At 33.8% G+C, this 21194-nt stretch carries 18 protein-coding genes; 16 read left to right on the forward strand and 2 right to left on the reverse strand.

All coding sequences use genetic code 11. From position 1 onward, the window contains the following. Window positions 1-56 precede the first annotated feature (56 nt). The 3 genes from KQI85_RS05105 (at window position 57) to thrS (ending at window position 5422) form a co-directional block, all read left to right on the forward strand. Window positions 57-2306, forward strand: coding sequence for a PTS transporter subunit IIABC (locus KQI85_RS05105; protein ID WP_216575021.1), 2250 nt, complete (start codon window positions 57-59; stop codon window positions 2304-2306). A gap of 32 nt (window positions 2307-2338) precedes the next feature. Then, window positions 2339-3175, forward strand: a complete 837-nt coding sequence (locus tag KQI85_RS05110; RefSeq protein ID WP_216575022.1) for a PRD domain-containing protein — start codon at window positions 2339-2341, stop codon at window positions 3173-3175. 480 nt (window positions 3176-3655) lie between these two features. Then, window positions 3656-5422, forward strand: a complete 1767-nt coding sequence (gene thrS / locus KQI85_RS05115) for a threonine--tRNA ligase (RefSeq protein WP_216575023.1) — start codon at window positions 3656-3658, stop codon at window positions 5420-5422. Between the two features lie 119 nt (window positions 5423-5541). Here thrS and KQI85_RS05120 read toward each other — a convergent pair whose 3' ends face one another. Continuing rightward, window positions 5542-6492 carry a glycoside hydrolase family 43 protein gene (locus tag KQI85_RS05120; protein WP_216575024.1) on the reverse strand — a complete coding sequence of 317 codons (951 nt, stop codon included), beginning with the start codon at window positions 6490-6492 and terminating at the stop codon, window positions 5542-5544. A 262-nt stretch (window positions 6493-6754) separates the two neighbouring features. Here KQI85_RS05120 and KQI85_RS05125 point away from each other — a divergent pair, with 262 nt between their 5' ends. From KQI85_RS05125 to KQI85_RS05185, 13 genes are all read left to right on the forward strand, one after another. Beyond that, complete coding sequence (locus tag KQI85_RS05125; protein WP_216575025.1) at window positions 6755-7591, forward strand: glycosyltransferase; 837 nt, start codon at window positions 6755-6757, stop codon at window positions 7589-7591. A 118-nt stretch (window positions 7592-7709) separates the two neighbouring features. Further along, window positions 7710-8633 carry a glycosyltransferase family 8 protein gene (locus KQI85_RS05130; RefSeq protein ID WP_216575026.1) on the forward strand — a complete coding sequence of 308 codons (924 nt, stop codon included), beginning with the start codon at window positions 7710-7712 and terminating at the stop codon, window positions 8631-8633. Between the two features lie 17 nt (window positions 8634-8650). Then, window positions 8651-9529: a lysophospholipid acyltransferase family protein gene (locus KQI85_RS05135; RefSeq protein ID WP_216575027.1), complete on the forward strand. Its 879-nt coding sequence runs from the start codon at window positions 8651-8653 to the stop codon at window positions 9527-9529. 147 nt (window positions 9530-9676) lie between these two features. Further along, window positions 9677-10465 (forward strand): lysophospholipid acyltransferase family protein, encoded by a 789-nt coding sequence (locus tag KQI85_RS05140; protein WP_216575028.1) that lies wholly within the window; start codon window positions 9677-9679, stop codon window positions 10463-10465. Between the two features lie 94 nt (window positions 10466-10559). Continuing rightward, a complete protein-coding gene (nadA, locus tag KQI85_RS05145) occupies window positions 10560-11480 on the forward strand; it encodes a quinolinate synthase NadA (protein WP_253293753.1) in 921 nt (306 codons plus the stop codon). Between the two features lie 419 nt (window positions 11481-11899). Next, complete coding sequence (eno, locus tag KQI85_RS05150; RefSeq protein WP_216575030.1) at window positions 11900-13195, forward strand: phosphopyruvate hydratase; 1296 nt, start codon at window positions 11900-11902, stop codon at window positions 13193-13195. Between the two features lie 337 nt (window positions 13196-13532). After that, window positions 13533-13757: an AAA family ATPase gene (locus KQI85_RS05155; protein ID WP_216575031.1), complete on the forward strand. Its 225-nt coding sequence runs from the start codon at window positions 13533-13535 to the stop codon at window positions 13755-13757. After that, window positions 13754-13972, forward strand: a complete 219-nt coding sequence (locus KQI85_RS05160; protein WP_216575032.1) for a PD-(D/E)XK nuclease domain-containing protein — start codon at window positions 13754-13756, stop codon at window positions 13970-13972. The genes KQI85_RS05155 and KQI85_RS05160 overlap by 4 nt, the downstream gene beginning before the upstream one ends. Window positions 13973-14313: 341 nt before the next feature. Beyond that, complete coding sequence (locus KQI85_RS05165) at window positions 14314-15066, forward strand: LytTR family DNA-binding domain-containing protein (protein ID WP_216575033.1); 753 nt, start codon at window positions 14314-14316, stop codon at window positions 15064-15066. Next, window positions 15057-16346 (forward strand): sensor histidine kinase, encoded by a 1290-nt coding sequence (locus KQI85_RS05170; RefSeq protein ID WP_216575034.1) that lies wholly within the window; start codon window positions 15057-15059, stop codon window positions 16344-16346. Before KQI85_RS05165 ends, KQI85_RS05170 begins: the two co-directional genes overlap by 10 nt. 171 nt (window positions 16347-16517) lie before the next feature. Beyond that, window positions 16518-17426: an ABC transporter ATP-binding protein gene (locus KQI85_RS05175; protein WP_216575035.1), complete on the forward strand. Its 909-nt coding sequence runs from the start codon at window positions 16518-16520 to the stop codon at window positions 17424-17426. Next, window positions 17426-18187 (forward strand): hypothetical protein, encoded by a 762-nt coding sequence (locus KQI85_RS05180; protein ID WP_216575036.1) that lies wholly within the window; start codon window positions 17426-17428, stop codon window positions 18185-18187. The genes KQI85_RS05175 and KQI85_RS05180 overlap by 1 nt, the downstream gene beginning before the upstream one ends. A gap of 9 nt (window positions 18188-18196) precedes the next feature. Then, a complete protein-coding gene (locus KQI85_RS05185) occupies window positions 18197-18976 on the forward strand; it encodes a hypothetical protein (RefSeq protein WP_216575037.1) in 780 nt (259 codons plus the stop codon). Window positions 18977-19196: 220 nt separating this feature from the next. On the opposite strand, the gene KQI85_RS05190 is transcribed toward KQI85_RS05185, so the two are convergent. Continuing rightward, window positions 19197-21119 carry a cellulase family glycosylhydrolase gene (locus KQI85_RS05190; protein ID WP_216575038.1) on the reverse strand — a complete coding sequence of 641 codons (1923 nt, stop codon included), beginning with the start codon at window positions 21117-21119 and terminating at the stop codon, window positions 19197-19199. Window positions 21120-21194: the final 75 nt, after the last annotated feature.

The following is a 21194-nucleotide window of genomic DNA, read 5'->3' on the forward strand; positions in this document are numbered from 1 at the left end:
TTTAGTATAAAGGCACACGTGTATGGATATTAATATTTTGAAAAGGAGAGATTACTATGAAAGACAAGATTTTTGGTATTTTGCAGAGAATTGGAAGAAGCTTTATGTTCCCTATAGCAATTCTTCCGGTAGCAGGACTGTTGCTCGGCCTTGGAAGTTCATTTACCAATGCCACAACAATTGCAACGTATGGACTTGAGGGAATACTTGGAGATGGAACAATACTTCACTCATTGTTAGTAATTATGAATAAGGTCGGAAGTGCAATATTCGATAATCTGCCATTGATATTCGCAGTAGGTGTAGCGATAGGTATGGCGAAAAAAGAAAAAGAAGTCGCAGCTCTTTCAGCACTTATCGCATATTTTGTTATGAATATATCAATAAGTGCGATGCTTGAACTTACTGGTAAAGTACTTGCTGATGGAAGTATAGCAGATGGTGTTCTTGAAGGAACAATAACATCTGTATGTGGTATCAATACATTACAGATAGGTGTATTCGGAGGTATTATAGTCGGTCTTGGTGTTGCAGCACTTCATAATCGTTTCCATAAGATTGTATTGCCTAACGCTTTATCATTCTTTGGAGGTTCAAGATTTGTACCTATTATATCAACAATTGTATATATGTTTGTCGGAATACTTATGTATTTTGTATGGCCTGTTGTACAGAATGGAATCTATGCATTAGGATCACTTGTAACAGGAACAGGATATTTTGGAACTCTTATTTTTGGTATTATAAAAAGAGCATTAATCCCATTTGGACTTCATCATGTATTCTATCTTCCATTCTGGCAGACAGCAGTTGGTGGAACAATGGAAGTTGGCGGAAAACTTATAGCAGGTGGACAGAATATATTCTTTGCACAGCTTGCAGATGCAGCTAACATTACACATTTTAGTGCAGATGCGACAAGATATTTCTCAGGTGAATTTATATTCATGATATTTGGTCTTCCTGGTGCAGCACTTGCAATGTATCGTACAGCTAAGCCTGAGAAGAGAAAAGCAGCAGGCGGACTTTTGTTATCAGCAGCTCTTACAAGTATGTTAACAGGTATTACAGAACCTATTGAGTTCTCATTCTTATTCGTAGCACCTGTATTATTCGGAGTTCAGGTAATACTTGCCGGAAGTGCATATATGATTGCACATATACTTAATATTGCAGTTGGACTTACATTCTCAGGTGGTTTCCTTGATCTATTATTATTTGGTATATTACAAGGTAATGCTAAGACTAGCTGGCTTAGAATTATTCCAGTAGGAATTATATATTTTGTACTATATTATGTAATATTCACTGTTCTTATTAAGAAGTTAAATCTTAAGACACCGGGACGTGAAGACGATGACGAAGAGACAAAATTATATACAAAAGCTGATGTTAATGCTAAGAGAGAAGCAGCAAAAGGCAATGCAGATGTAAGCAATAATAGTATTAATCAGAGTGATGAATTAAGTGCCATTATAACAAGAGGACTTGGTGGAGCGGCTAATATAGAAGATGTAGACTGTTGTGCAACAAGATTAAGATGTACAGTAAGAGAGCCTAAGCTTGTAGATGATGCACTTCTAAAGTCAACAAAAGCATCAGGTGTTATCCATAAAGGTCAGGGTGTACAGATAATATATGGACCGGGCGTAACTGTTATTAAAGCTAATCTTGAAGAATATCTTGAACATGCACCATTAGAAACTGTGGAGACTGGTAATATTAACAGTAGTAACACTGATAACAACAATAATGTGGATAAAGTAAAAATAAATGATACAAATAGTGGAAATGTTGATGCTAATAGTGGTAAAATAGAAAAAACAGATAAAAAGGTTAAGGAAACTGTAATAATATCAAGTCCAATAAGCGGTATAGCAGCAGATCTTTCAACAACACCTGATGAAGCTTTTGCAGGAAGAATGATGGGAGATGGTGCAGTTGTAACACCACAGGATGTAATTGTGAGTGCACCGGAAGATGGAGAAGTATGCTTCGTATTTGACACAAAACATGCGATAGGATTTATGACAGATACAGGCATAAGCATGTTAATTCATGTTGGTATTGATACAGTTAAGCTTGAAGGCAAAGGATTCGAGTGCTATGTTGAGAATGGTCAGAAAGTTAAAAAGGGTGATAAGATGTTAAAACTTGACCTTGATTATCTAAAAGAACATGCACCATCAATTGCAACACCTGTATTATGTACAGAACTTGAAGATAATCAGAAGATTAGACTTCTTAGAGATGGAAGTATTAAAGCAGGTGAACCACTATTTGCGATTGATACTTATGAAGAATAGGTATAAAAATAAAATGTGAGTGGGGAAGGATTATGTACAGAATTGAGAAGGTATTAAACCATAATACGGTTATTGCCATTCATCCTGATAATAAGCAGGAATGTCTTATAATGGGGAAAGGAATTGGCTTTGGACGTAAGATAACAGAAGAGATTGACATAAGAGAAGAAGATAAAGTATATTCGCTTAATAAGTATACAGACAGAGGAAGTGCTAAGAATATAGTAAAATCAATACAACCACAATTTCTTGAGATTGCGTCAAAAGTTCTTAGCGAGGCAGAAGCTAAGTTTGGCAAGATAGACAAAACTGTATTATTCCCGCTTGCAGATCATATAGCATTTGCTGTTAAGCGAATTAAGAATGATGAACAGCTTAGTAATCCGCTTACAGAAGATATAAGAGTACTCTTTCATATGGAATACAAGGTAGCAGAATGTATAAGACCTCTTTTGAAAAAAATGTATGATATAGATATTGATGATGACGAAGTAGGCTATGTGGCACTTCATGTTCATTCAGCGATTAATGATGAGAATGTATCACAGGCAATGCAGATGGCAAGAGCAGTAAGAGAGTGTATAACACTTGTAGAAAAAGAAACCAGGAAGCCTATAGATGTAATGTCATTATCTTACAATCGTCTTATGAATCATATAAGATATATGGTAGCAAGAGCAATGACTGGAGAGAAGCTTAAAGTTAATATGAATGATTATATGGAAGTGAAGTTTCCAGGATCATTCGCAACAGCCAGAACAATATGTGACGAGATAGCAGCCAATCTAAAGTGTAGCTTTGAAGAAGTGGAGATAGGTTATCTTGCAATCCATATTGAGAGAGTGACTAATGATGAGATTAACGAATAACAATATGCTTATATGAGATATTATGTTACAAGTAAACATAATGGAGCAATAGAATTGTTAATCCGTAAAAACTACTTGACTTTAACAAAGAATTTGATTATATTAAAAATAACGTGTTGATGAGAAGAGTACACTGTGGAAGATCAACAGAAAGGTATATATGTGATGAGAGTATACCAGATCAGAAGCTTTGGAAGACCACCTCTGAGCGGCCCTAATAAGGTCCGGTGATTCCGTTATAATCATTAAGAGATTCCTTAATGTGAGTCTTATATATAGAGAATGATATAAGAATATATGGTATATATAAGGTTATAAGCTATATATAGGATTATAAGACTGGCAGCAGGAATGAAATAGGGTGGAACCGCGAACGATATATTCGCCCCTTGTGTAATATATGATATTATACAAGGGGCTTTTTGTATATATCATAATAAGGATACTATTTTTAAAAAAATATAAAAAGGAGACACAAAAATGGTAGATTTTAAAAATGACGAACGTCTTAACACACTTAATCATTCATGTGCACATGTAATGGCACAGGCAATCAAGCACTTATATCCACAGGCAAAGTTCTGGGTAGGACCTGTTGTAACAGAAGGTTTCTATTATGATGTGGATCTTGGTGATGCAGTAATTAAAGATGAAGACATTCCAGCAATAGAAAAAGAGATGAAAAAAGTATGTAAGGAAGGCAAGAAGATATACAGAAGAGAAGTATCAAAAGCTGAAGCTTTAGAACTTTTTGCCGGTGACGAATACAAGTTAGATCTTATATCAGATCTTGAAGATGGCAATATTACAGTATATGATCAGGGTGATTATACAGATCTTTGTCGTGGACCTCATGTTGATAATACTAAGTTATGTAAGAACTTTAAGTTAGTTAAACATTCAGGTGTATATTGGAAAGGCGATGCTAATAATAAAGTACTTCAAAGAATCTATGGTGTATGTTTCCCAACACCGGAAGAACTTGATGAACATCTTAAATTATTAGAAGAAGCTAAAGAACGTGACCACAGAAAGATTGGCAAAGACATGCAGTTATTCATGGTTGATGACTTAATCGGACGTGGACTTCCAATGTTCCTTCCAAAAGGATATACAGTATGGCAGGAGCTTGAGAATTATATTAAAGCAAAAGAGAGAAAGTTAGGATATCTTCATGTAATGACACCTTGTGTAGGTACAGTTAATCTCTATAAGACATCAGGCCATTGGGATCATTACAAAGATAATATGTTCCCTGCAATGGAAGTTGAAGGCGAATCATTCGTACTTCGTCCAATGAACTGTCCACATCATATGATGATATATGCTAACAGACTTCATTCATACAAAGATCTTCCAATACGTATCGGTGAGATCGCACATGATTTCCGTTTTGAAGCAAGTGGAACATTAAAAGGTATTGAGAGAGGAAGACACTTCTGTCAGAATGATGCACATCTTTTTGTTACACCAGAGCAGATTGAAGAAGAATTCTCAAAAGTAGTTGATTTAATCTTTGATGTATATAAAGACTTTAATATCACAGACTATCGTTGCGTACTCTCATTAAGAGATCCAGCTGATAAAGTAAAATATCATGATGATGATGAGATGTGGAATAAAGCAGAAGATGCATTAAGAAGAGTTCTTAATGATCTTGGAATTGAATATACAGAAGAGATTGGTGAAGCTGCATTCTACGGACCAAAACTTGATGTTAATGTTAAGCCTGCTGTAGGTAATGAATATACATTATCAACATGTCAGTTAGACTTCTGTCTTCCAGCTAAGTTCAACTTAACTTATGTAGATAAGGACGGAAGCAAGAAGACACCTGTAGTTCTTCACAGAGCTATTCTTGGTTCTCTTGACAGATTCATGGCATATATTCTTGAAGAGACAAAAGGTAATCTTCCACTTTGGCTTGCACCTGTACAGGCTAAGATTCTTCCTGTTAAAACAGATGATGAAGAATTACTAGCTTATGTTCATGAGATCTATGATATGTTAGATGCAGAAGGTATAAGAGTTGAGAGCGATGAGAGAGCAGAGAAGTTAAGTTATCGTCTTCGTGAAGCACAGATTCAGAAAGTTCCATATCTTCTTGTACTTGGTAACAATGAGAAGAATGAGAAGACTATATCATATAGATTACATGGAGCACAGAAGACAACAACTGTTCCTTGTAAAGACTTCGTAAAGAAGATGGTAGAAGCTATTAAGACTAAGAAACTTGATCTTGATTAATAATTAATCCTCCTTAGATGGTTAGAGAAGACATATATTCTTAATTATAAGTATCAGATGAATAATTAAGTAATATATGCTTCTCTTCCATAAGGAGGATTTTTTAAAAATCAATATATTTAACGTTCAGATACAGGCTTATGATAATTGGATAAACGTTCATATTCAGAGTCTGTGATTGTAAGGACTGTACCATGTTTAAATCCGTATGGGAAAGAAAATTCATTATCAGCTCTTGTAAAAATGCCTGTTGAGATATCATTGCTTAGGAATGGAATATATCCCTGACCTTCAGCACCACAGCCATAAAAATCTAACATAAGACACCATTTGCCATCGGATGTCTTAAATGCTGTTGGAGCTTCATATAATCCTTCTTCTAAATCTTTCATACTCTCATCAAAAGCAGTAATACGTTCAAAAGGTCCGGTTGCATTATCGCTCTTTAGAAGAATAACTCTTGAAGGATTGGCTTCGCTTTTAACAAAGAGATAGAATATTCCATCTTCTTCATACATCGCAGAATCTATTACAGGACCTTCATTATCACGTCTGTATAGAAGTTTTGGTGCTGAGAATGTATTAAAATCTTTGGTTCTTGAGTAAAATATACCTTTTGGACCAAAGTTGTTATCGCTGTGTGATGAAGACCAGTGAACTATATAATCTTTATTTTTACTATCATATATAATATCAGGTGCCCATAGACATCCATAATTCTCATCGCCAAGTTTTACCATAGTCTGATTAGACCAGTGAATAAGGTCATCAGATTTCCACATTACCAGACATTTGCTGCCTTCATTTGATACTTTAGTCCATGAATTTTCATATTTATATGGCATTCCATAAGCAAGACTTAAGTCTGTTGCCATAATTACGAATTTATTATCTTTGGTTCTTGTAATGGTGAAGTCACGAACACCTTTATCGCCTTCATAACTCCATAATACAGGATTACCATCGTTGACACTTTCCCAGTTAAAGCCATCTTTACTTATTCCAAAGTATACTTGTTCTCCGTCAGGTGTTCTTTTTTCTTTAAAATGTACAAATAGATAAGCACTCATAAAAATCCTCCTTAGCTCTGTCAGTTTGTTTTATTGATATTACAGTTGATGCAAAACTGTTAATAAAGCATAACCTGATTATATCAGATATCACAGTAAAAATCTATTTAAAGTTAAATTAATATACAAAAGTCTAAATACTATATCTACAGAAATTATCCTTTACCAAGTAATAAAAATGGGATATAATCATTAACTGACAGAGTATTTTTTGACAATTACTTAGTTGATTAATATTTAATTGCAATATGAAAGGATATCTATGGTAAATATACTTTTATGTGGGAATAAGAAAGTGTTTGATGGTGCGCTTACACAGCTTATATCCATGACAAACAGGACAGACGAGACGATAAAGTGTTATATAATGACAATGGAATTAACAAGAATTAATCCTGATTTTTTAAGTATTACAGATAGTCAGGTTGAATTCTTAAGAGAAGTTATAAAGAGGAAGAATAAAGATAATGATGTAATAAAACTTGATGTTACTGAACTTTATGAGAAAGAGTTCGGTGGATGTGCCAACGAGACAGCATATTGTACACCATATACATTATTAAGACTTCTTGCAGATCTTATAGATGAGATTCCGGATAAACTTTTGTATCTTGATATTGATATTATGATTGGTAATGATATAAAAGAACTTTATGATATTGATATAAGTGATTATGAGTATGCAGCTGTTAAAGAAAAGTATGGATGTTGGCTTATAAGACCGGATTATATTAATGCAGGAATGTTGTTATTCAATATGAAAAAAGTAAAAGAGACAGGCCTTTTGGCAAAAGCAAGACAGAGAATTAAGACGAAGAAGATGCTCTTTGCAGATCAGGATGCAATATATTGGTCAACAACGAAGAAGAAGATCATACCAAGACGTTTTAATGAGCAGTCAAAGTTTGACAGAAAAGATACAGTTGTATGTCATTTCTGTAAAAGACTTATGTTGTTGCCATATCCACATACAGAGAATTATAAGCAGTGGAATGTGGATGAGATACATAGAGAACTTAAATGTTTTTATTTTGATAGGGATCTGGATGAATATCTTTTGCTAAAAAAAGAGTATGAGAGCAGAAAAACAGATATTTAGATGAAATTAGTTAATTGTAAGATTTAAGATTAATATAAAAATAGATATTTAATATATACTATTATAGAATATAGTTATATAATTATAAAAAATAAAGAAATGAAAGGAAGAATTAATTATGAAGTATAAAGATAGTGATATACAGGTTTTTTTCTCAGTTGATGACAGATATTGTCCATTCCTTGCAGTGGCAATTCAGTCAATAGTTGATAATGCGTCAAAGGATAATACATATTATCTGCATATTCTGCACACATATATAAGTGAGCATAACAAGGAACATCTTGTAAAATATGAAAGTGATAATATTCATATTGATTTTGTTAATCTTAGTGAATATGTTGGCGCACTTAATGATAAACTTTATACAAGAGATTATTATAGCAAGACAACATATTTTAGATTATTCATACCGGAATTATTTAAAGATATGAAAAAAGCATTGTATATAGACAGTGATATTGTAGTAGTGGATGATATTGCTAACCTTTATAATGTTGATCTTGGTGATAATCTTGTAGGAGCTGTACCTGATATGACAGTTGCACTTGTACCGGAGTTCGTTGATTATGTTGAGAGAGTTATAGGCGTATCTTCTTATAAGAAATATTTTAATGCCGGTGTTATGCTTATGAATCTTGAAGCAATGCGTGAATTCAAGTTTGAAGAAAAGTTTATCTATATGTTAAGTATTGTAAAATACGAGGTTGCACAGGATCAGGATTATCTTAATAGAATGTGCAAAGGAAGAGTTAAGATTCTGCCATATGAATGGAATAGAATGCCGATAGAAAAAGAAAATACCGATAAAGAACATGTAAAACTTGTTCATTACAATCTTGCTTTCAAACCATGGCATTTTGAGAATATTCTTTTTCAGGAATATTTTTGGAAATATGCAGGTGAGACAGAATATCTTGATGAGATAGAGATTATCAAGAAGAATTTTACAGAAGAAGATAGAATAAAAGGAGAAGTAAGTAACCAGAAACTTATAGAACTTGCAGCTAAGCAGACTGACTGTGTTGGCTATGAAAAATAGGATAAAACGGAGGAGTTATGAAGCATAAGAAAGACCCGAATCAGGTTATTGAAAAATCACCAGATAGATTAGAGATTATGAAGGAGATAGAGAAGCTTGAGCTTGAAGGTAAATTTGATGTAGATCCTGAAAAGGATCCACCGACAATAGTTCTTCTTCCTGATAAAGTTGATTATCTTAGAACAAAAAGTTCAAGCAAAGTTAAGACGAAGGTCGCTAATAAGATAGGAGAGAAGTTCCTTGATGAAATTTTAAAGACTAATAAACTTATAATAAAAGAAGTTAATGGGCTTGAATATCTCAACAGAGTTAAGACTGGTGCGATTATTACATGCAATCATTTTAATCCATTTGACTCACTCACTATTGAAAAAGTATTCAGAATGTCAGAACATGCAGGTTCAAAGACTCTTTATAAAGTTATAAGAGAAGGTAATTATACGAACTTTCCCGGATTATATGGATTCTTCTTTAGAAACTGTGATACACTTCCATTAAGTTCGGATAGAAGGACTATGATGGAATTTATGGAAGCTGTTGAGACTATACTTAATGATGAAGATTTTATTCTGATATATCCGGAACAGAGCCTATGGTGGAATTATAAGAAGCCAAAGCCACTTAAGATTGGTGCATTTAAGTTTGCAGCAATGCATAAAGTGCCTGTAATTCCTATATTTATAACTATGCAGGACAGCGATATTATAGGAGATGATGGCTTTCCGGTTCAGAAATATATCGTTAATATAAGTGAGGCTATATATCCTGATGCTAATCTGTCAGTTAGAGAGAATAAAGAGCAGATGAGAGATAAGAATTTTGAGATATGGAAGAATATATACGAAGATTTTTATAAGATTCCGCTTACTTATACGACTATTAAGAAAGATGAGTAAGAGATATAAAACGTTATAATTATAGAACTATCAGATGGAGAGCAGGTTAGAAGATATCTGTTATGATTCTATATAGTTGTAGTTAATGTAAAATAGCTGGCATGATATCTTATATATGCAGATAAAAATTAAAAAGGAAGAGTGTATATGGAGAAGATAATATATTATGAAGATGAACTTAATGATGAATTCTCCAGTGCGCAGATAGATATAAGGACTATTGATGAGAACTATGTTTTCATTCATGGTCCTTTTTGGGATAAATGTTCATTGGTTATTCAAAATGTTCTTAGCATGCCAATTAAGTATCTATATGCGAAACTGAAGTTTAGAATTAAGTTTATAGGCAAAGAGAAAGTAAAACCATATAAAAGTCAGGGATACTTCATATATGGCAATCATACACAGCCATTTGCTGATACATTTATCCCAAGTCTGATGATGTATCCAAAGCGTAATTTTTTTATAGTTAATCCGGCTAATGTATCAATAAAAGGTATTGGCTGGCTTGTCGCTATGCTTGGAGCGATTCCGATACCTACGAATATTAATGGAATGAAAGGATTTCTTAATTCTGTTGAAAATAAGATTAAGAGAAATAGTGCAGTTACTATATATCCGGAAGCACATATCTGGCCTTATTATACAGGAATAAGACCATTTAAAGATGTATCTTTTAAATATCCGGTAAGGCTTAAGACACCGGTGTTTTGTTTTACGAATTGTTATGTAAGACGTGGTAAGAAAGGTAATAAAGTGCAGATTGTTACATACGTTGATGGACCATTCTACCCGGATGAGACGCTTAAGCCTAAGGAACGTCAGAGAAAACTTAGAGATGAAGTATATAATGCAATGTGTGAAAGAGCCAAGAATAGTAATGTGGAAGTTATAAGATATGTAAAGAAAGAGAATAAGGTGTCTTGTCAGCTGTAAGAACATGTGCTATACTTCGTTTATAATTGTCAGAATGTACACTTTTATGTGCATTGACTAGTTACGGAGAATGAGTGAAATGGAGAAAATTGAGATGAATAAAGAGAAAATTGAGGAGATTAAGAGACTTAAAGAAGAAAAAAATGCAGTAATTCTTGCGCATTATTATGTAAAGCCTGAAGTGCAGGCGATTGCTGATTATATTGGTGATTCCTATTATCTTAGTAAGATTGCAGTAGGACTCGATAATCCTATAATTGTATTCTGTGGAGTATCATTCATGGGAGAGAGTGCCAAACTTCTTAATCCTGATAAGACAGTTCTTATGCCAGAACCAACTGCTGACTGCCCTATGGCACATATGGTTAATGAGATTACGGTTGATAATGCAAGGGACAGATATGATGATCTGGCTGTTGTATGTTATATTAATTCAACTGCTGAGATTAAGTCATGGTCTGATGTATGTGTAACTTCTGCTAATGCAGTTAAGATTGTTAAGAATCTTCCTAATAAGAATATTCTTTTTATTCCAGATCGTAATCTTGCACATTATGTTGCTTCACAAGTTCCTGACAAACATTTTATATACAATGAAGGATTCTGTCCAAGACATGAATTCATGTCAGCAAAAGAGATTGCAGAACTTAAGGAAGAACATCCTAATGCTAAGATATTAGTACATCCTGAGTGTAATCCTGATATAATAAAAATTGCTGACTATATTGGTTCAACAAGTGGAATTATTAAGTATGCTGCTGAACATCCTGAGGAAGATGAGTTTATAATCGGAACAGTATATGGCGTTATATACAAATTAGAGATTGGAAGACCTGATGCTAAGTTCTATTTCCCTAAGACAACACCAATATGTGTCAATATGGATAAGATTACACTTGATCATGTGCTTAATGTACTAAAGACAGGAGAGAATGCCGTAGAACTGCCGGATGAAGCTATATGCGATAAAGCAAAAGAGACACTTACAAGAATGCTTGAACTTGCGGCATTATAAGAATATAGTATATATTAACAATAATAATCTTATGAGAATAGTCTTTGTAGCTTAGATAATAGCTGCAAAGACTATTTTTAGTAAGAAGTATCATGAATTTAGATGATGTGTGACTTATCATATCTTTTGCGCTATTTAAGCACAAAGTATGGATGCAGAAAATTGAATAAATACCTACCTTACTGCCTATAATAGTATTATAACAGGATGCTATTATAGGCAGTTTCTCTTTGTAAAGCAAAGGTAATATTGAAAAAAGTTTATCAAATTTTATACTTGCAAAACAAAATGAGTTATGCTAATCTAATATCAGTTAGAAAAACCTAACTAATGTGAATAAATCTTGTGTTCTCCTTTCTGCCTTGTATGCAGAGCGAGGCAGAGAGGAAATAAAAAAATACCGAAGGGAAAGGTGACATATGAATTATTTAGAAATAGAAAAGGTAATCGGCAGAGAGATAATTGACTCAAGAGGTAATCCAACAGTTGAGGCTGAAGTGTATCTTGTAGACGGAACAGTTGCAAGAGGTACAGCTCCAAGTGGTGCATCAACTGGTGAATTTGAAGCACTTGAACTTAGAGATAATGACAAGAGCCGTTTCCTTGGAAAAGGTGTTACAAAAGCGGTTAACAACATTAATACAGTTATAAATGATGTACTCACAGGAATGGATGCATCTGATATATATGCAATTGATGCTGCGATGATCAAAGCAGATGGAACTAAAGACAAGTCAAATCTTGGAGCTAATGCAATTCTTGCAGTTTCGATTGCATGTTGCAGAGCAGCTTCAGTAGCACTTGATATTCCATTATATCGTTTCCTTGGCGGTGTTAATGGTAACAGACTTCCAGTTCCGATGATGAATATCTTAAATGGTGGAGCTCATGCAGCTAATACAGTAGATGTTCAGGAATTTATGATTATGCCTGTTGGTGCACCTTCATTCAAAGAGTGTCTAAGATGGTGCTCAGAAGTATTTCATGCGCTTCAGGCTTTGTTAAAGAGCAAAGGACTTGCTACTTCAGTTGGTGATGAGGGTGGTTTTGCACCTGACCTTGCATCTGATGAAGAAGCAATAGAATATATACTTGAAGCTGTTAAAAAAGCTGGTTATGAACCTGGCAAAGACTTTATGATAGCAATGGATGCTGCATCAAGTGAATGGAAAGGTTCTAAAAAAGGTGAATATATCCTTCCAAAAGCCGGTACTAAATTCACATCAGATGAACTTATTGCACATTGGAAAGCTCTTGTTGAGAAGTATCCAATTGTATCTATCGAAGATGCTCTTGATGAAGAAGACTGGGAAGGATGGCAGAGACTTACTAAAGAACTTGGAGATAAAGTTCAGCTAGTAGGCGATGATTTATTTGTTACTAATACAGAGAGACTTAAAAAAGGTATTGAACTTGGCTGTGGTAACTCAATTCTTATCAAACTTAATCAGATTGGTTCAGTATCAGAGACACTTGAAGCTATTAAGATGGCTCACAAAGCCGGTTACACAGCAATCAGCTCACATCGTTCAGGTGAGACAGCTGATACAACAATTGCTGATCTTGCAGTTGCTCTTAATACATGTCAGATTAAGACAGGTGCTCCATCAAGAAGCGAACGTGTTGCTAAGTACAATGAGCTTCTAAGAATCGAAGAACAGCTTAAAGATTCAGCAGTATATCCAGGAATTAAGGCCTTCAATATAAAAAAATAATATAGGCTTTGATTTATGCGAGTAACATCGCAGATTATAGATTAGTTTAGATAAATTTTAAGTTCTTGCATCGCTTAAAATTTATTATAAACCATACGTTTTATTTCCTTTTACTCATAAGAATACCACGTTCAGGAGGGCTACTGAATGTGGTATTTTTTATTGGAAATTGATATGGTAGTATGATAGTATATATTATATGAAGTTGGACGATAGAAACTGCATCAGATGAAGTTATAGGTGGGAATTGTAGTGGCAAAGTTGTAGTAGCATATATTGGATTAGAAAAAAAGTAATGGATAAAATTGAAGATAAAATATAAAAGAAAGGTGAGTAAATGAGTCAGACAAAAGTAACAATAGGTAATCAGGAGTTTGAAAAGATAATTAAAAATGATTATTTTTATATAGATAAAACATTGTTTATTAAGAAATGGTGGGAATCGGGCGATATTGTAACACTTATAACAAGACCAAGACGTTTTGGTAAGACTCTTAATATGGATATGTTAAAAAGCTTTTTCTCTATAGAGAGAGTGGATTTGGAAGATATGATGTTATGATGATACCAAAGAGAGAAGAACTTCCTGGAATAATAATGGAATTTAAAGTAAGAAGCAGTCGTAAGGAGAGAACACCCAAAGAGACAGTAAAGGCGGCACTTACACAGATAGAAGAGAATAACTATGATGAGGAATTACTTACTCTTGGAGTAAAAAGGGAGAGAATACTGCATTATGGATTCGCATTTGATGGTAAGGAAGTGCTTATAGGATAGAACTTAAAAAAAGCAATCTCAGATATCTTATATAGGAGTATTGTATAAGTATATTTTTGGAAAGTAAAATATGTTATAAACTTGAGGGGAAAACCCCCATAGCTTGCTATGGGGATGAAGTGATGCACGGCTAGGTATTTGGTTGGTGGGACTGTGTATTAAATATAGAAGATGCTACATATGTGTATCCCCATCAGAATTATGGCATATGGAGCAAAATTGTAATTCCAACAATCGAAGATTGTAAATCTCTTATTAAAGCTTGTGAATTTTATCGTTTGTACATATAATTACTTAATGAATATATAAAAAGATGATGTAAAGGATTTTGAGTGCCAGATATGAATATTTTGATTTGTGATGATAACCAGGATGTGGTAATACAGGAGGAATTTGTTGTTGAGGAGGCATTGGTCGCTATAAAAAAGCGTGGAAACATCAGAACATTTACTTCTGCAAAAGCATGTTTAACCGCTGTTGAAGAGAATAAAAAAGAATATGGGATTATTTTCTTAGATATTGAAATGCCATATATTTCAGGATTGGAATTAGGGAAAAAAATAAAAGAAATTAACCCTATGATACAGATTATATTTGTCACCAGCTTTGAAAAATACTCTTTATCAGCTTATGAGGTGCATCCATTCCATTATGTGGTAAAACCGCTGAAACTGGAAAAGGTAAAAGAGATTATCTTAAGTGTTATGCAATATGAAAAGGCAGGCGGCTTGGCAGTTTCTGATTGTCCTAAGATTAAAGTGGAGATAAATAGAGATATTATATCTATACCAACAGAAACAATCTGTTATATAGAAAAAGAAAAAAATACTTGCAACATTGTAACGCAATCTAAGGAATACCAGGTATATGCCAGCTTAAAAGATTTGGAGAATCAAGTAGTGGAGCTGAAGGCAGATAAGCTATATCGTTGCCATCAGTCTTTTATTGTGAACTTGAACTATGTACAAAGATATGAGAGCAGTGTATTTGTTTTGGAAAATGAATGTGTAATTCCGATTAGTCGGGGAAAAAGAGCGGAAGCAAAGAAAAAATTTTATGATATTCTTAGAAAGGCAGGAGGGCCATGCGAGTAATTACACCAGTATTTTTAGATGTTTTTTTATTTTACTGCTATTTGAATATGGAGTATCGCTTAAAAGTATCACGTATAAAGGGGAATATCTACATCATACTACTGACTTCTCTTAGTGCATTGGCTGTCAATACATTGCCGGAGATACCGTTTTGCCAACTTTTTGTATATGTTTTGATAATGCCATTGATAGCAGCATTGTTTTATGGGAATACATGGATTAAGGTTGTCAGTTATTTAAAATTGCTTTTAGCACTGACGGTACTAAATCTCCTGAGTGCATGCATACTTAATCAAATAAAAGGAATTGATAATAAAAACAGTACTTTTGTTATTTTTGTAGCTTATACAGTGACAACCAGAATGTTTGTTTATTTATATTTAAGGAAACATAGTAACCAAAAGAAAATCAATTATTTTGAATTGACTGCCTATCGTTATATTTTAATAAAATCTATAATTTCGATTGCGTTGTTGATTGCTAATTCTTATATTATGCTAAATGAAGAGATGCTTCATATCGAACTTTTGTGGAATATGAGGATTGTTTTATTGGTGATATTGGTAATATTAGTAATCAGCATTTTTGGCGATATTGAAAATGAAGCGCAAAAAGTCCTGAAAAATATGAGGTATGAACAGCAGGTGGATCTTGAAAGAAATTATTTGAACGTAATCAGCACAAGGACACGGGAACTTGCAAAAATACGGCATGATATTAAAGATCATATTTTTATGATTAATTATCTTGCAGATAAAGATGATATGCAAGGAATAAAACAATATCTTGGGAAAATTCCAATTGTCGAGGGAATAGCGTTGATTACAATTCCGCAAAAAGAGTGGCTTGGGGCGCTTATTTATTCAAAGGCAGAAAAAGCAAAGAAATTAGGGATTGAATTTGATTTTGAAAACCAATGGAATCCTGAACTTGAAATTTTAGTGGACAATATGGATCTGCTGAGCCTGACTTCAAACTTATTGGATAATGCAGTTGAAGCGGCGCAGAAAGTAATAGATTCGGAGAAGAAAAAGATAAAAGTTATTTTTAATCAGAATAAGGGGTATTTGATTATTGACGTATGGAATTATTATAATAAAAATTTTTTAGATGTTGTGGGAAACAGATTTAAGACTACAAAAAAGGATAAGCAGCTTCATGGAAAAGGGATGGACATTATTCGGGAAACAACGTTAAAATATAAGGGGGATTTCTCATATGAAATTATAGCAGATAAAATTATAATGAAAACAACGATACAAAATATATCAGTGAGATAATGGCGCTCTGCCGGATAGAAGTAACTATGACTATCAGGCAGGGCTTTTTTTACAGAATATCACGACTTTTTAACCAAATATCATTTTTGAAGCATGAGCATAAGTATATCAGCTACAATAAGGACAGTTCAAGGAAGAAATAAAGATAAGATTGGAAGGAAGGGAAAGTAGATGAAGAAAAAGGAAGTGTTAGTAAATATTTCTCATCTGAAAAAATCATATGGAGAGAAAAGAATTTTAAGAGATATTAATCTTACAATCAAAAAAGGAGAAGTAGTTGGATTATTAGGGGTAAATGGAGCCGGAAAAACAACACTAATGAACTGCATTGCAGGAATGGTGCCATTTTCAGAAGGAGATATCCTGTTTCATGGAAAAGACTTATCAGAGAACCGGCATGAGCTTAACAAAATTGGCTTTTTGATAAAAGCAACTTTTTTGGAATACCTGACTGCGGAGGAAAACTTGAGAGTTCTTGGAACTTATGCGGGAATCCCTAAAAGTGAACTGGATATATTGGTGCCTAAAGTATTAAAAATCGTCCAGCTTTATGACAAGCGAGAAGAATATATTACCGGCTTTTCTTTTGGCCAGCAACAGAGGCTTGGAGTTGCCCAGGCAATTTTAGGGGAAAAAGATATTTTGATTTTGGATGAACCATTTGTAGGATTGGACAGTGAGGGGAAAGAAATGCTGGAAAAAGTGATTCTTGAAAAATCACAGAAAAGCGGAACGGCAGTATTGCTTTCTTCACATGATATGAAAGAGATTGAAAAAGTATGTGACAGGGTAGTGATCATGAAAGATGGAAATATTGTTTTCAATGACACTTTTGAAATAAGACAGACTGTGCATATCCAACTAAAAGTAAAAGGTGGGGAATTAAAAAGCTATTTGAGTATATTTCCTCTAAAAGAAAAAATTACAGTACATGGAGATGGGGTAATTGAAGTGGAAGACACAGAAATACTGGGAACAATATTGAATCGGTTGGGAGAAGATAATATGATTGATAAATTATATGTTAAAGAGACATCAATTCAGGAACTTTTTGACAGAATAATACGGGAGGAACTGTAATGATGAAACGGTTGGTGAAAACAGAATTTTATAAGCTCTGCAAATCGGATCATATATTGCTCATTGCGTTGCTTTTTCTGTATCCGGTAATGTGGTCTATTCTGGCGTGCCGAAATGAAATCGTTTTGGTTGAAAATGGACACAGTATGCTGTCGTGGGTTCTGATTCAGCTTTTTTCTATGGAAAAGTCGTTTATTTTAACTTTGGTGTTTGCAATGATTGTAAATACAATTGTTGGTGATGAACGGAGAAAAGGTTATCTTTCAATGATTCAGAATAAGGGTATTTTACCAGAACAGTTCTATTTGTCAAAGGCTTTTGCTTCAATGGGATATTTGTTTCTGATATTCTTGTCCGTAATTGTGGGAACGGTAGTCTGCTATTGGTTTTTTGTCAGAAACAACAATATAATGGCAACAGGTAAATTATGGAATACAGGGGAACTGATACCGGGCATGGAAATTTTGCTTATATGGATTTTGGATAAATGTATTCTTTTTCCAAGCATGTTTATATGGCTTTCAAAAAGGTGGAGTACTGTAAAAACGGTAGTATTCCTGATTATATTTAATTTTTTGGACAGAGGAATTGCTATGCCTCAAGGAATATCATTTTTAAGCATTTGGAGCAACTATAAAAACGCTGATCATTTTGTCAGTTTGTGCAGAGACGCTAACTTAAATATTCACTTAAGTATTATTGTACAGATTTTAATGTATAGTGGTATTTTATTGATATTGATAAAAAAGCGAAAGGAGTGATGCAGAAGTATGAATAGAATAAAGGCAGAATTGTATAAATATAAAAAACGAAGAATTTATGGGTTGGCAATAATATTGCTTATTATACCGATTCTTTTAGCGTTAAACAGCATTTTTTTGACAGATCCGTATGCAGCAAAAGATCAAAGCATGTTATATTGGTGCAGTATTGCTATTTTTATGAATAGCATGATGTATGTGACACCGATTGTATTTTCTTATGTAAGTGGTATTAACCTTTCAGAAGAAATTGAAAATCACTTTTTTGGGATAACGAGTCAAAAATGTGATAAGGTAATCGTATATAGAACTAAGGTTTTGGCTACAATTATTGTCGCTTCAAAAATTTTTTTCGTTGAAATGGTGGGAAGTATTGCAATATATTATCTGACATACATTGCGGGTGGAGCAGATTTAACAGGTAAGGTCTTGGGAATAGGATATAATATTGAAGTAGTCGCTTTTATTGTAGAGATGTTTCTTTTTTATTGTATACTCATTCCGTTGATTATAAATGGAATTAGTACTTATATTACAGATAAGAACAAATTAATTATTTCATTCATCATTGTAATATTTATTGGAAGGATATTTCCAAGTAATAACTTTTTTAATCGCATCGTACCATGGAATATCTTGCGAGAGTTTAGTCAAATTGAAACAGGAGCTGGAGGAAATAATCTGTTCCAGTCATTGTTTAGCTTAGGAAATTGTATTTTAGTAGTATTATTAATCGGCTTAATTTGTTATTTAATTGGAAAAAGAAGAATTCAAAGAATAAATTTATAGGATATGGTGGGTATGAGAAGTATGAACAACAATATAACAAAGAAAAAGCCCTAATCGAATGGATTAAGGCAAATGACATAAAAGTATTAAATAGTGGAACTGCATGGAAAGAGAATTAAAATACCGGCACTGCCTGGGGATTAGTTGGCAGTGCCGGTAAAAAGTGTTTCAAATTAATATTTCAACAAACATTTAAAGTGGAATTTGTATGTGATTTATATTATTTTCTTTCTGTAAGAATGTTAGCAAACCACTTACCACTTTCTGATAAATCATTTAAAGTAAAGTTACCTGTCTTATTGCATGATGATGAGATAAGTGCACTTGTCTCAGCTTTGTTTGAAAGATTCCAACATACATAACTTATATTGTTGCTGTCAAGGAATGAGATCCATTTTGAAGCTTCTGTAAAGTTATTGCCACCATTACCTGATGCATCACACATACCGAATTCAGATACGAATAATGGAAGACCATTATTTAATGCAGTCTGAGCTTTATTTCTTATATTATCTGTATGTGTTGCAGCATAGAAGTGGAGAGCATACATAATATTAGATTCTCCAGTGATAGGATTTCTTGATACTTCATCAACATCCTGTGACCATGTTGGTGTACCTACGATGATGATAGCATCTTTATCATTAGCACGAATAATATCAATTATATCTTCTGCATAAGGTTTGATATCGTTATTCCATGAACATCCGTTAGGTTCATTACAGATTTCATAGATTACGTTGTCATAGTTAGCATATTTAGCTGACATTGTCTTGAAGAAATTAACTGCATCAGCTTTGTTAGTATTAGGGTTACCATCACCTAAGATATGCCAGTCGATTATTGCATACATGCCAAGCTGTGTAGCATAGTCAACACCATCGTAGATTAACTGATAGTTAGATGTTGAGAAGCCTGCATTCTTGTCACTGTACATAGCAAGTCTTACAACATTAGCACCGAAGTCTTCCCATGATGCAAAAGCATCTTTGTTATCATACTGTGGGAACCATGCAAGACCATGTGTACTTACACCACGAAGCTGGAATTTGTCACCGTTTTTATCAACGATTGAAGTTCCTTTTACACTTAATTTACCATGGTTAGCAACAGGTGTACCAGTTGTAGGTTTTACTGCAGGTGCAGCTGTTGGAGCTTCTGTTGGAGCCTGTGTAGGTTCATCTTTTTTAGCTTCAGTAGTAGCTTCAGTTGAAGAAGCTGTAGTAGTAGCTTCTGTTACTTTTTCATCTGCTTCATATTTTTTACCATCAACAGTTAAAGCTGATTCAAAGCTTTTAACTTCTTTGTCTGATGAGATAATGAAACCAATGTTGTCAATCTTAGAATTAACTGAGATTGATTTGTTATAATCAAAAGGTGTTACGTTAAGTATACCATTATTATATGTATAGTTAGCACACCATCCCTGTGAAAAGCTGCCTTTTCCTGGAATAGTAATGTCTAATGACCAATTGTTAACTGTAGTGTTAGATTTGTTATCTATAACTAACTGCATCTGATAGAAATAATCATTACCTGACTGCCATCTACCTGTAACATTGAGTGAATATGTAAGTCCGTCAGGAAGTGTCTCGCCTGATGATGATGTAGGTGCTTCTGTAGCAGCTTCAGTTGTTACTTCTTCAGCAGTATCTGTGCCGGCAGGTTCTGTTGTTACTTCACCTTTACCACATAATACATAAGTTTTGCCGTCTAATTTGACAGCTTCATAAGTTGGTGTATATGCTTTCTTTGAAGAGATAATACAGCCATATACTATTTCATTATTAGTATATATTGTCTTATTGTAGTCAAGTGGTGCTACAGTAAGTCTGTTACCTTCAATTGAGCCTTTTCCGCACCAGTCCTGATTAATCTTAGCACCATCTGGAAGATCAATATTGAATTCCCAACTGTTAATATTCTTAGATGAGCTATTCTTGATTGTAAGCTGTAACTGATAGTAATTCTCACCATTAGATTCCCAGCCGCCAACCTGAGTTACGCTTGCACTTACGCCATCCGGAAGAGTTGTATTACCTGAACCGGCGAATACATTAGTTGATACAGCAACACCTGTAATAACAATTAATGCAACGGCTAAAGCGATGAGTGCACGAAATTTTTTGAGTTTTGCAACCATGTTTATAACCTCCATATTTTGAATAACGTGAATATTGATGTAAGTAATAGCATAACGAACATGCTACGCATACTG

It is taken from the genome of Falcatimonas sp. MSJ-15 (assembly GCF_018918265.1).
Lineage (GTDB): Bacteria > Bacillota > Clostridia > Lachnospirales > Lachnospiraceae > Falcatimonas.